This is a genomic window from Pseudobacter ginsenosidimutans, assembly GCF_007970185.1.
GTDB classification, from domain to species: domain Bacteria; phylum Bacteroidota; class Bacteroidia; order Chitinophagales; family Chitinophagaceae; genus Pseudobacter; species Pseudobacter ginsenosidimutans.
This window is the reverse complement of the sequence record NZ_CP042431.1, coordinates 2589000-2602680: the sequence shown is the minus strand read 5'-3', so window position 1 is coordinate 2602680 and position 13681 is coordinate 2589000. Positions and strand designations below refer to the sequence as shown.

The window sequence follows — 13681 nt, the reverse complement described above, 5'->3', positions numbered from 1 at the left end:
ATTTTCAATGCTAAACCACCATCTCCATTCCTATTTAAGAAGAATGCAAAAAAGCAGGCTGCTTTTCCTATGCTTTCTTTTTCTTCAGACCCTGGCATATTCACAGAAAGGTAATTATGTGATAAAACAGTACACTTCAGAGAACGGATTACCCCAAAACAGTGTGAAGGCCATCAAATTCGACAAAAGCGGATTCTGCTGGCTGGCTACAGAATCAGGCATTGTCAGATTCGACAACAATAATTTCAAACCTTATGGAAGCGATATCGTAAAGGGGCTCAAAAGTGAAAGGATCGTGGCAATGATGACTGATACGGCAGGAACCATCCTGGCACAGGGCCTCGATTTTCAAAACATCAAAATTGGCTCATCCTCCTCCCAGTATTCTTTTTTACCTGTATTAACTGATACCAACATTAGTTTTGTTACTACAGGATACCTCACCCAAAGCCTTGCTTTGGATAGCCTATGGCAATCTATTTATGATACTAAAACCATTCCTGCTGTAAAAGAGCCGGGAGGATTGAAAAACGGAGATATTTACCTTTTCCTGGGAGAGGACGCCTGGTTTATCCGAAAATCAGGGCCAATGAAACTGAAGCCATTTGCCTCAGAGCCTACTGGCAGTATGGTAATCAATGATAATTATTTCCTGCAAATATGGCCAGGCAACAAGATTACATGCTGGAATAACGGAATTGGTCAGGCAGGACAAATTGATGGAGAATTAGCCGGTAATAAAAATTTTCTCAGAGGTGAGTTCAAGGCATTATGGTGCGAGCAAGGTTCATTCATTTATGCCGGTGGAAACGTCTATGAACTTTCTTACAAAAATGGAAAAGTGAGCAGCAGGCTGGTGATAAGCAATCTAAACCTTGAAATGCCTCTTTGCATCGCATACCGGCCGGATCTCAACACATATTATATTGGCACTGGCACTCAAGGCCTATTCACCATCAAAATATCAGATTTCATTTATTCCAACATCCCCCCCGAATCAGGCCCGGAAAACTATTATACTGTCGGAAAAACATCCAATGATGATATTATTGTGATCAATGCAATAGTGCATCCCGATAACACATCATTCCATGTACCGCTGTTGAACAACCATAGCCGGGCCATGTATACAGACAGTGAAGACAGGGTTTATTATGAAAGTGAATTTCAATTATTCCGCTATAATTCCAAAACCCGCACCCTGGATAAAAATATCCTTCAGCTTGATAACCGTGCAATGGCAATCATACCAGTTGTTGAAGATAATACCTTATTGTTGTGCACACATTCCACTTTATATAAAACAACTTTAGAGGGAAAAATCATTTGGCAAAAGAAATTGCCGGAAGGCACCACTGCAACAGCATTATTGCCTTTAAGAAACGAAGAATACCTGTTGGCAACTTCTGAAGGAGTAAAATGGTATGATCTGAAAGATCAAAAGATCACGCGGTCAATTCTGGATTCATTTAATATTCGAAATGTTTACCAGGACAATCAAAACAGATTGTGGATCGGTACAGATGGTAAAGGCTCCTATTTATTTTCAAACAATAAAGTATATTCTCTGTCCTCAGGTCCGAGAGGAGCGTTTAGTTCAATTCACTCTTTTATAGAAGACAAAAACGGCAATTTCTGGTTACCTACCAATAATGGATTATATAAAGTAGCAGTGAATGAATTAGCTGATTTCGCAACAGGTAAATCAAAGTCGTTTTTCAGCTCTGCTTTCAATAATACAAACGGATTAAGAACGAATGAATTTAACGGAGGCGCTCATCCTAATTTTCAATGGCTAAAGGATAGTGCTTTACTGTTGCCTTCCATTAACGGTTTGATAAAATTCTACCCAAACAGGCTTACGGCGGATTTTCCTCAGGAAAAGATCTATATAGATGAAATATCGATAGACGGACAACCTGTAGTCTTAAGCAAGATCAATGAATCAATTGAACTTAAGCCAACATTCCAGGCGCTGAATATCAGGATCGCCTGTCCTTTTTTCGGTAATAAAGAAAATCTAAAGCTTGAATACAATATCGGTAATGATATTGATCAGTGGATTCCGGTGCCTTCTTCCGGGATCATTTCAATCAATACATTACCCGCCGGTGATTACAAACTGATGTTTCGTAAAGCTGGCAGTAATAAGGATACCCCCAATGCAAGTATTGCAATCAATATCATAGTTAGCCCCTTCTTCTATCAAACCGGCTGGTTCCTTGCAGGCATAGTGTTGTTAATGGCTTCCCTGGGTTATTTGTATTCAAGAAGACGTTTGGCCAAACTGGAAAAGGAGAAACTCAAAATCGAAAAAATAGTAGAACTCAGAACAGAAGAGTTGAATGCCGCCATTGTACAACTGGAAAATTCAGAAATAGCCTTAAAACAAAGCAATCATGTAAAGGAACAGATCGTAGCAACGGTATTGCACGATATCAAGTCGCCGTTATTTTCCATGAGAATGGCAGGAAAATCACTGGTTAAGAACTGGAATAAAAGTAATGACGAGAATTTAGATCAGGTGATAGGCCTTAATCAGTTGATTGGAGAACTAAGCCGTTTCACCGATCAGTTCTTCTCCTGGGCCGCAAGTCAGCAGGAGCACTTTAAAGTAACAAAGACAAAGTTCTCCCTGCAACAAATTTTCGGGGATATCGAGGCATTGTTCAAAGAGATCCTGCAGGTTAACAACAATAGATTCTCTATACCTGAAACAGATATCCAATGTTTTACTGACAAGGAAATACTGGTGTTGATCCTGAGGAACCTGGTAGACAATGCCAATAAGAATACTGAAAACGGGATCATCAGCATACAGGCAGCTTTCAAACCGGAAGGTTTGCAGATCCAGGTATCGGATACAGGAAAGGGGCTGAATGCTTTTCAGATTGAAAATTTCCTGAACAGGGATAAAGCCGTAAAGAACGGCCGGATGGGAAGCGTTATTATTCTGGAAATGCTTGATAAAATTGATGGAGCATTACAAGTGAATTCAGAGCAGGGAAAAGGAGCTGTTTTTACGATAACGCTAAGGGAAAACAAATCTTAAATTGATAAAACAACGGCTGCCTGAATGAGCAGCCGTTATCCTGAATATTTATACAGAAAGGGTCTCTCCGATTCCAGGCAATAACAACCTGATCCCGGCCTCTTCAAATTGCTTTACAGCCGCTTCCTTTTCGATCCTGATAAAACCAAAAGTATCATAGTGCACGCCAACAACCGTTGATGTACCTACCAGGCGGGCAGCCTCAATGGCATCATCAATACCCATGGTCAGCCAGTCGCCGATCGGGAAAACTGCAAAATCGATCGTCGCGAACCTGGCAACAAGCTGCATATCCAGTGTAAGACCGGTATCGCCACTATAATAGAAACTACCTTCCTCTGATTTCACAACAAAACCGGCAGCAACGCCTGCATAACTTCCATCCTGGAAACTGCTGGAATGCTGTGCTACCACAGCTTTCACCACGCCGAAATCAAATTTCGCTTTCCCTCCGATATTCAGTGGCAGCGTATTCTTTACTCCCTGCCTGCCGAAGTAACTGTAGAGTTCCCACCCTCCGATCACAGTGGCGCCGGTGCGGTTGGCGATGGCCACTGCATCCAGCATATGATCGAAATGACCATGGGAAACAAAAATATAATCTGCTTTGATCTCTTCAATATTGATATGCTTCGCCAGTTCATTACCGGTAATAAATGGATCGAAGAGGATATGCTTTCCTCCCACTTCTACCGAAAAACAGGCATGACCGTAAAATGTTATTTTCATGCAGCAAATATAATATGAAGCAGCATTCACTGAGCGGGAACAAAATCCGCAGGGAGGCTGATAGCATTTTTTAATTATCTTTTCATACTTAATCTGATATATATGCGTAGTACCCGGCAATACAAATATTCAACAGATGTGCTGCTCATCGGAGCCGGCATCATGAGTACCACACTCGCGATGTTGTTGAAAGAACTCGATCCCAAACTTAGTATCCATATACACGAGGCGCTGGCCGGACCTGCTTTCGAAAGCTCCAACGCATGGAATAATGCAGGCACAGGCCATGCAGCCCTTTGTGAGCTTAATTATACTCCGGAAGAATCGGATGGCAGCATCGATATCAGCAAAGCCCTCGAAGTGAATACAGCATTCGACCTCTCGCGCCAGTACTGGGCCTACCTTGTGCGGAAAGGATCCATCAGCGATCCCCGGGCATTTATCCATGCTGTTCCACATCATAGTTTTGTACGGGGTGAAAAAGATATCGAATTCCTGAAAAAAAGATATGCAGCCCTCAGCGCACATCCCTTATACAGAACGATGGAATTCACAGAAGATAAGAATGTTCTTGCCAACTGGATGCCACTGGTGATGGAAGGCCGCGATCCCGGTGAGAAAGTTGCCGCAACAAAAATGGATACGGGTACAGATGTAGACTATGGCCGCCTGACCAACCTCTATATCGAACACCTGCAAAAAACAGATGGATTCGCTATCAGTTACAACAGCCGTGTGAAAGATCTTCGCCGCGCAGATAATGGTTGGGAGATAGAAATAGAGGATGAAACCACCGAAGAAGAATTTTATGTACACGCCAGGTTTGTATTCATCGGAGCCGGCGGCGGCGCCCTGCATCTCCTGCAAAAATCGGATATACCTGAGGGTAATGGCTATGCAGGATTCCCCGTAAGCGGCATCTGGCTTCGAACAGACAACCCTGCCATTACAGCCAGGCATCATGCAAAAGTTTACGGTAAAGCTGGTGAAGGTTCTCCTCCTATGTCTGTTCCCCATCTCGATACCAGGAATGTAGACGGAAAAGTCTCCCTTCTCTTCGGACCATATGCAGGATTTTCCACCAAATTCCTGAAACACGGATCCTACCTGGACCTGTTCAGTTCCATCGATATTCACAATATCATTCCCATGCTCCGTGTTGGTCTCGATAACTGGACGCTGGAAAAATACCTGCTCGGCCAGCTGCTGGAATCAGACGAAAAACGTTTCGATGCCTTACAGGAATTTTTTCCGCTCGCAAAGGAAACTGATTGGCGACTGGAGCAGGCAGGCCAGCGGGTACAGATCATCAAGAAGGATCCGGAACATGGAGGCGTTTTGAAATTCGGCACAGAGATCATCAGTTCTGCAGATCGTTCCATCGCAGCCCTGCTGGGCGCTTCACCCGGCGCCAGTACTGCCGTGGCCATTATGCTGGATGTTTTGGAGACCTGCTTCCCTGATCAATTACAAAACGAGGGATGGAAACAAAAACTGCAGGAGATTATTCCTTCTTACGGGATATCGCTGCAACAACAAACGGACCTTTGCCTCCGGCTAAGGGACGAGACAGCTGCAATTTTGAAGCTATAAAGTCAGTAATAAATTCGTTTATACAAGGCCGTTCACATGCATAACTGATATAGAAATCCCAGGAAGGCATAAGCGAACCTGTTGGTTATAAAAGAATATCAGGGATCATTTCCTGCGGAGCACTGCCTGCTGGTATGATTTAATATGATAACTATCCACTTTGGGGGATTCTTCCGTTCCGTTACCAGTTGTGGTGATCGCTTTCGCGGGATAGGAGTAAAATTCCATATGAAGAGCACCATTCTCCAGCCAATAACTGTTCAGTATCGTTGTGCCTCCCACCGAAAAGGCTCCGGAAAACTTTCCGCCCTTCCAGTATTGGTCCAGTATGATGCCATTCTTTTCATCGATCACCCAATGACCTTTTGTTGTGTCCGCTGCTTTTAGAATGTAAGGCCGGCTATCTTCAGATGGCTTGCCGTAGATGATATGCCAGGTATATTGATGAAGACTGTCTTTAGATGGCTGGATATGAAGTTCCATATTTACTTTCCTGGGTTCAGAAGCGCCGTTTGTGTACCAGTTAAGTGTACCTGACCAATGTCCAACGAAGGCGCCGGGAAATGCAGGATGCTCCTGCGCATCAGCTGTAAGTATTGAAAGAAATAAACCCAGGGCCAAAACAAGGAATTTCATATGGATGATTTGTATAGCAAAATAACAGTTAATACCGTTCCTGCAAAACAGATTGGGTTGAACGGCAGTAAAAAGATCTCTGGGTTAAAAGACAGGGAACAAAATAAACAGCAACAGTTTCCTTTGAATAAAAAAATCTTTACGCAAACCCAGGCCAGACGTGAACTTGTGAGATCGATAATTGTTATGATACAGTTTCCACCCGCGAGAAAGGAATAAACAGAACTACGATGAAATGCAGGATTGTATTGCTCATGGCTTTATTGATTAGTTTAAATGTTAATGCGCAAACTGATAGTGCCAGGAAACAATCACCGGTATACAAAGTGCATGTGAAATACGAGATGCCCGCGGCCATTACCGGGCTTATTCTATTTGGCTCTGTAGCCAATCCTGCAGTAGTGAAAAACGCAAGTATTACAAAAGAGGAATTGAGCAAACTATCTCCTCAACACGTAAATAGATTCGATCGCTCCGTGATCACCGATAACGCGCAACGATATGCCAATGCCATCAGCCGTTCCGATTTTCTCCTCAACGCTTCCATTCTCAGCCCTGCTTTGCTGGCATTGGACAAAAAGATCCGCAAAGACTGGCTGGATATAATCAGCATGTATATGATGACGCATGCTGTGAACAATACTGTTTTTGTGGCCACCGTTGGCTTGGTGCACAGGGCCAGACCGCTCGTATACAATACCAGTCTGCCCATCGAAGAGCGAACCGGAAAGAACAGGACCAACTCCTTTTACAGTGGTCATGTTTCCAATTCAGCGGCCTCTACTTTCTTTATCGTAAAAGTGTTTACCGATTATCACCAGATCAAAGGCTGGAAAAGGATCATGCTGTATGGTGCAGCTGCTGTGCCTCCCGCACTGGCAGGTCATTACCGGATCCAGGGGGGAAGGCATTTTCGAACGGATGTGATCACTGGCCTGCTGGTTGGAGCAGGCAGCGGGATCCTCGTTCCTGAATTCCACCGTTGCAAAACGGAAAAAAGAATATCAGTGACTCCCTACTACGCCGCTTCAGCCAGCGGCCTGTCCATCAGTCTGAAACTCTAATTAATCAAAGTGGTTGCCCGGTTATGAACTAAAAAAATGGCTGGCCCTTTTTCCGGGCCAGCCATTTTATTGTAATTCAACAATACTTCTATTTCAGCAACTGCGGCTTTTCCCTGTATACCTTCCAGACAAATTCTCCGAAAATGGTATTGGCCCATGCAAACCATTTCCGCGTATATTGCTCAGGGTTATCCTTGTGAAAAGACTCATGCATGAAACCTGTTTTACCATGGGTACGCTGCAAGGTATCAAGGCACCATTTGATCTCCTGATCATTATTGCTGGTAAGCCCTTTCATGACGATGCTCATCGGCCAGACCATATCCAGTCCGATATGCGGCCCGCCGATACCCTCTGCAACTTTTCCTTTAAAGAAAAAAGGATTGTTCCCAGACCAAACAAAACGTCTTGTATTCTGGTAAACAGGATCGTTCTGTTTTACACCACCGAGATAAGGAAGGGCTAACAGTGATGGGATATTGGCATCATCCATCAAATTGTAACTATCGAATCCATTTACTTCAAAAGCATAGATCTTTCCGAATTTTGGATGAGTGAAACCGGCATATTGTTTCAGTGCCCTTTCCAGCTCAACTGCCAGTTCTCCTGCGGGTGCTACCAGCGATTTCATGGAAGGGATCGCAGTACCCATTTCCTGCAACTGCTTTAAACTTTCGAGTGCAAAGAAATTTGACGGGATCAGGTAAGGATACACGGTAGCATCATCACTCGGGCGGAACATGGAGCAGATCAGTCCATTCGGCTTTGCCGGATAGCCATAACCCGCCATGGGAACGCCATCTGTGGCCCAGGCTGTTTTGCGCTGGAAGCTGTAGGGGCCTTTGCCATCCTTACGCTGCTGCTCGCGGAAAGTGCGTATCACCAGTTGCATGGCAGCAACAAATTGTTCACCAAAAACAGATATGTCCCGGGTTTCTTTCCAGTATCCATGTGCGAGGCGGATTGGATAACAGAGACTGTCGATCTCCCATTTTCTTTCATGGATCCCCGGTTTCATATCCGTGATATCGGTTTCTTTCCATTCGCTCACCTTACTCTCATCTTTATAGAATGCATTGGCGTATGGATCTTTCAAAATGCATTTCACCTGGCGGTTGATCACGCCTTTCAACAGCTGCTGCAATTCTTTGTCTTCATGACAAAGAGGAATATACGGCCACACCTGCGCGGAGCTGTCGCGGAGCCACATGGCATCGATATCTCCTGTGATCACATAGGTATCGGGCTGCCCATCGATGATCTCGAAATCCACTGTAGTATCGAGCGTATTGGGAAAGCAGTTTCCGAAAAGCCAGGCCAGTTCTTTATTTGCCGTGTTCTTCTGCAGATCGGCGATGATCTTTTCCACTGCCTTGCTTTTGAACCTGCGCTGGCTTTCCGGGATCCTTACAACAGGAAATTCATTTGAATGGAATGATCCGAAGCCTTTGACTGATATAGCAAACCCTGCTGCTGCAAAGGCTGATTGCTGAATAAAATCCCTTCTTTTCATCATCGCTTAGAATTTAAATTGTTTCTCCAGGAAAGCCAGCCTGGCCAGTATTTCCAGCATACCCGACTGGCTCACCAGGTCTGCTGCCGCTTTTTCTTTCCCCATCAAACCATCTGCTCTTTTTTCTTTCCCAAGTGCATGCCTGGTACAGGCAGCAAATGCCTGCAGGTATTTCAGGTCTTTCGAATGTTTCAAAAGATGCTGGTAAGCCCGGAGCATTACGGCATTGAACCAATAGTTGTCCCTGAATTTTCCGGTACTGTAAAAATAATGCAACGAAGCATCTGCAATGCGTTGTGCATTTTTTAAATATTCAGCCTTGCCCGTTGCCTCATAGAGCCAGAGTGCGGATTGCAACATGGTGCCGGTGTTATAGCTGAACTTCCTGTGATCGATCCTGTGATTTGCTATTCCAATATTATCGAAATAAAGTGCATCAGGCGCCTGAAGGTGGCGGTTCACCCAATCATACAGAAGAATGGCAGTATCCAGGTAAATCTTATCACCAGTAGCTTTATGCAATTGCATCGCAAGTAAAATACCTGGTCCGTTGGAGCATGTATTCTTCGTTTTCAAATTACCTTCTTCCCAATACAGTCCGCCGCCGGTTGCAGTATCCCAGGCAGTCATCATGAACCGGTAGATCATTTTTCCCTTGCTGAGATATTGAGAATCGCTGGTTCTGCTCCAGGCATCCAACAGGGCAATACCGATCCACTGGTTATCATCATAGAACCTGTCGCCGCCACCATAGGGTGGCGGATAGGATGCATAGCCAGGGGCTGGTGGACGGTCATCATAATACTGTCCGATAATTTCCAGTACCCGATTGAATTCTCCTTTTACACCTGATACAAGCTCCATTTCATTCGCAGACTGGATCAGCCCGCAGAGCGGCCAGAGAAAGGAAACAGGTCTTTCATTTTTCTCTTTTTCCACATGTTCCCTGTAGTAGTTTTTTCCGCTGATCAGGAATTTTTGTTCGATGGCCTTGTGCAGGGAATGCATTTCATTGGTGAAACGCAACTGTCCTGTAGTTACACTCCATACAAGTGAGCAGCTCAAAACAAGTATCGTCTTTACAGCATTCATCAGGTACATCAGTTATGGATTGATCAGAATAGTTCTTTCTTTTTCAGTGTGGCCGCCACTTCTATCAGCATGGCGCCACTGAGTTGCGTGGTGAGATCTGTGGTATTGCCGGGCTTTCTCTTCCAGTAAGTTCCGAAAAGAACGGCAGGCTTTGTAGTTCCGGCATACCAGAGTGTTTCGAAATTATGTTTGAGATAAGACACATAGCGTGTACGATAGCTTTCAGGTAACTGCGGATGCTGGATCAGCAAACTGAAATATCGGACAAAGATGCCTTTGAAGAGCCCGCCATCACCACCACCTTCATCGCGTAAGAGACGATCTCCGGAATTGGTAAGTGTATTATCCGATAATGTATAGCCGGCTGTTTTGATGGCATCATTCAAATACACTGGATTGCCGGTGATCTCGAACAATTCCAGTGCGGCGCCGATGAAAGTACCCTGGTTGTAAGTGAATTTCCAGAGATCGCGGGCGCCATCTCCTTTGTTATTGATACCGTCTATCACCCAGCCTGTGCCTGATTCATAGAGACTGTCTTTCATCCAGGTATAGATCTTTTCCGCCCATTCCAGGTCTGAAGCAGTTTTGAACTGCCGGTAGAGCCTCGCTGCCAGAATGCAGGCAGGCGCATTGGCAGGTGTATTCTTGTAGGCAGGCATTGCTTTTCTCCAGCTGATGCCTCCTCCCATATTGCTGTTCCAGCCGCCTTTGATATCTGTCCATAGCTGGTTCACGGCAGTTTTGAATTTCTCATCACCGGTGGCATTGAAGGCCCTGAGCATGGCCAACGCATTCCATTCCATATCATCGTAGAACTCGTTGAGGAAGGTATTGCCATTTTTTTGCCGAACCCCGGTATACCAGCTATCCATAAGCGCTTTTAATGAATTGTTCTGTGTGCGCTCGTAAGCATCTACCAGCACATCCAGGGCATGGGCCTGGGGCCAGTAGTGGAAGCTGGCATCACCGCCATTGTCTTTATTGAAATAGGATCCGCCGCTGTTCCAGAAGCCCGTTGTGAGCGCATGCACACTGCTGTCTGCCGCCGCTTCCCAGTTGACGGGATATTTCACGATCCCCGACTGGTCTCCTGCTATGACCACATGATCATAGTTTTTTGTGCAGCTTTGTACTATGAAACAGCCTGCGGCCAGTATAAGATATGATCTCATAAATGTTTTCATTTTGATCACAACCTATTTGATCACCACTTTGTGGGTATAGGGTTGCGTAGTGGAAAAATCGATGATGATATCGCAGGGTTTCATATCCGCTTCTGTCTGGAATTTGAAGCAGTAATTCCACTGATCATTGTTAGCGATCTTGATCAGGTAGAAGTAAGCAGGTGCAGAACCGGCGGTAGGGCGCTGGTTATCGTTGTTGATGCTGCCATACCATTCATAGCTGTCTGCACTGCCATCGTTCACCTGCATCCGGAATTTGTAACGTTCATCTCTTCCCCAGCCCTCTTGTTTGAATTCGATATTCTGGTTTTCGGCTTTCCATTGTCCATTTCCTGCATAGGGAATACTGAACTGAATGGTATTGTTGGGTGCGAACCAGAGCCCCATTCCTTTCACTTCCGTGAAAGTGGCGCTGGTATTGTTGAAATCGAAAACGATCCTGTACACTTTTGTACTTCCTGCCACATCGGTACTGCCACCTTCTTTCAGTGTGGTGCCGGTTACGGAATAGGTAACGGGAGTGCCGCTGTTCCTGTCAGCCAGCTGATAGCTTCCTGCCTTCAGGGAAGTATACACTTCAAATACGCCGCTGCTGGTTTGCTTCAGTTTGATGGCATCGCCAATATTGGCACCTGCTTCAGTAGCGGTACCGGTGAGATAAACATCTGTGGGGATGCTGGCGAAACCTGCCGGCCTTTCAACTTCGATGGTGCGTGCCTGTGAGGATTTCACTTCGTTGATGCCTTTGGAAGAAAAGACAGTCCATTTCAGTTTTCCGGTGCTCAATGATGGAATGCCGGCGAGGTTGGCGATCGTGTTCAGCAGCTTATGGCTCAAAGTGGCTTTGTTGAAGATGCCGCCATTATCGGTTGCCATCTTGTACACGGGTTTTGAGAAATCGCCGCCTTCCTTATCGAAAGCGATCTCATACATTACCAGTCCTCCGTCTTCCGCGCGGGCCTGTTCCCATTCGAACAACACCGTTGCGCTGGTGGCGGGTTGCAGTTTGACGAAACGGTTATCATCAGGTGCAAAAATTACAGACACCTGTGAAACGGCAGTATGGTCCAGTTTTTTGTCTTTGCTGCAAGCTCCGATGGCCAGCATGAACAGGCAAAGTATGATGGAGGTGATTGAAAAACGTGGCATATTGAAATGAGTTAAATGGTTAGCAATTGTTTACCAGTTGTCGTTCTGACTCAGGTTGGGATTGAGATTGCGTTCATCGCGCGGAACGGCCCAGAGATAATGTTTATTCTTATCGAAGCTGCGTTGATTGGCTCTGATATAGCCGTTATCGATAGTTGGCTCTCCGTACCTGGCGCCATGCGCCCATCCGTTCAACACGTCTTCGGCAGTTTTCCATCTGCGGATATCGAAGATCCTTAGTCCTTCCATTGCCAGCTCTGACCTGCGTTCTCTCCTGATGATCTGTTGCAATTGTTCCTGCGTCAGGGCTGCATTGAAGTCCAGTGCAGCGCTCTCCGAGAACCCTGCGCGAACGCGGATGGGGCGGATGGTTTTGTTCCAGACATCAGCAGTCATCTGGTCCAGCTCATTCTTTGCTTCCGCATACATTAAGAGAATATCTGCATAGCGTATCAGGATGAGATTGAGACCGCTCCTGAAATTGACGGTAGAGGTGGGATCATAGTATTTACGCATATAGTACCCTGTTGGAGAGCTGGCAGCGCCTGGTGCATATTCATCCGGCTTCTTGTCCTGGTCCGGATCAGTACCGGGTTGTATGTAGATGGTCTGTGTGCTGCCATCAGGCTTCTTCCATTTGTAGTTATGATACACTACAGTAGCGGTGAGACGTGGATCACGATTATTATAGGGGTCGTTCTCATTGTATCCGGAACCGGCTTCACGGATGGATTTCCCATTGAGCATGATATAATCATCCACCAGTTCCTGCGTGGGCGCCATGGAATTCACGCGGGCGCCAACAGAAAGCGGGGCAAGGTCGAAGAAGTTCTCATGGTATTTCAGATCGGGAACATATTGCAGATCGAATATCACTTCCTGGTTGAACTCATTCTGTGGAAGGAACAGACCTTCATAACTGGTGAAGAGGCCGTAGTTACCGTTGGTATTGGAGTTGATCAGTTGTTCCGTAACATCGATCACATCCTGCCAGCGGTTCTCGAAAAGCAGCACGCGCGCTTTGAGTGCGATGGCTGCCCCTTTGGTGATCCTGCCCCTGTCCGCAGCGGGATACTGAGCATTGGCAGGCAAGATGGATGCAACGGCATCCAGTTCGTTCAATACAAATTGCAGCACCTGCGCCCGCGGAGTGCGGCTGATACTTTTGGCTTCGGTTACACTGAGGTCCTTTTCAAACAGGGGCACATCGCCATACCATGTGTATAATTGGAAGTACTGGAAAGCGCGCAGGAAACGGGCTTCAGCCTTCATTCTATTCTTTAGGTTCTCATCAAATCCGGGAACCTTGTCTACATTCTCCAAAAAGATATGACAGGTTTTGATACCGGCATACCTGTCGCCCCATTCTTCCCTGAACCTGGCGAGCGATGCATCGGCCACGCCTGATGCGATGGAAGTTACCCCCTGCTGATCGCCTCTTCCTGCGTAGGCATTGTCAGACAATCCTTCGTTATAGAAGAATCGGTCATTATTGAACATTTGTGAATAGGCCGTATTCAGTACGATCGCAGCTTTTTCGGGAGACGACCAGTAATTGGCCTCGGTGAATTTATCCGTAGGCACCAGGTCCAGCTTCTTACAGGCTGCCAGCGAGATGATAAAGGCCAGGGACAAACCCTGTATGATGATGGTTATCTTTTTCATA

Annotated in this window: 10 protein-coding genes; 3 read left to right on the top strand and 7 right to left on the bottom strand. The window is 45.8% G+C overall.

Annotated elements, in window-relative coordinates; all coding sequences use genetic code 11:
- The first annotated feature begins 43 nt into the window (after positions 1–43).
- Entirely contained in the window at positions 44–3052 is a 3009-nt protein-coding gene (locus FSB84_RS10635) for a sensor histidine kinase (RefSeq protein ID WP_158643842.1), read from the top strand.
- 48 nt (positions 3053–3100) lie between these two features.
- Here the strand turns inward: FSB84_RS10635 and FSB84_RS10630 are convergent, their stop codons facing one another.
- Positions 3101–3781, bottom strand: a complete 681-nt coding sequence (locus FSB84_RS10630) for a metal-dependent hydrolase (protein ID WP_130541577.1) — start codon at positions 3779–3781, stop codon at positions 3101–3103.
- A 102-nt stretch (positions 3782–3883) separates the two neighbouring features.
- Here FSB84_RS10630 and mqo point away from each other — a divergent pair, with 102 nt between their 5' ends.
- Positions 3884–5374, top strand: coding sequence for a malate dehydrogenase (quinone) (gene mqo / locus FSB84_RS10625; protein WP_130541578.1), 1491 nt, complete (start codon positions 3884–3886; stop codon positions 5372–5374).
- 105 nt (positions 5375–5479) lie between these two features.
- On the opposite strand, the gene FSB84_RS10620 is transcribed toward mqo, so the two are convergent.
- The gene (locus FSB84_RS10620; protein WP_130541579.1) at positions 5480–6010 is read right to left on the bottom strand and encodes a hypothetical protein; all 531 of its coding nucleotides are present in this window, start codon (positions 6008–6010) and stop codon (positions 5480–5482) included.
- Between the two features lie 230 nt (positions 6011–6240).
- Between FSB84_RS10620 and FSB84_RS10615 the strand changes: the two genes are divergently transcribed.
- Entirely contained in the window at positions 6241–7074 is an 834-nt protein-coding gene (locus FSB84_RS10615; protein ID WP_130541580.1) for a phosphatase PAP2 family protein, read from the top strand.
- 88 nt (positions 7075–7162) lie between these two features.
- Here the strand turns inward: FSB84_RS10615 and FSB84_RS10610 are convergent, their stop codons facing one another.
- From FSB84_RS10610 to FSB84_RS10590, 5 genes are read right to left on the bottom strand one after another with little or no spacing between them, the layout of a single operon-like run.
- Complete coding sequence (locus FSB84_RS10610) at positions 7163–8590, bottom strand: glycoside hydrolase family 125 protein (RefSeq protein ID WP_130541581.1); 1428 nt, start codon at positions 8588–8590, stop codon at positions 7163–7165.
- 3 nt (positions 8591–8593) lie between these two features.
- Positions 8594–9688, bottom strand: a complete 1095-nt coding sequence (locus FSB84_RS10605) for a glycoside hydrolase family 76 protein (RefSeq protein ID WP_130541582.1) — start codon at positions 9686–9688, stop codon at positions 8594–8596.
- 14 nt (positions 9689–9702) lie between these two features.
- Positions 9703–10854, bottom strand: coding sequence for a glycoside hydrolase family 76 protein (locus FSB84_RS10600; protein WP_158643841.1), 1152 nt, complete (start codon positions 10852–10854; stop codon positions 9703–9705).
- A gap of 24 nt (positions 10855–10878) precedes the next feature.
- The gene (locus tag FSB84_RS10595) at positions 10879–12015 is read right to left on the bottom strand and encodes a SusE domain-containing protein (RefSeq protein ID WP_130541584.1); all 1137 of its coding nucleotides are present in this window, start codon (positions 12013–12015) and stop codon (positions 10879–10881) included.
- 30 nt (positions 12016–12045) lie between these two features.
- Positions 12046–13680, bottom strand: a complete 1635-nt coding sequence (locus tag FSB84_RS10590) for a RagB/SusD family nutrient uptake outer membrane protein (protein WP_130541585.1) — start codon at positions 13678–13680, stop codon at positions 12046–12048.
- Position 13681 lies beyond the last annotated feature (1 nt).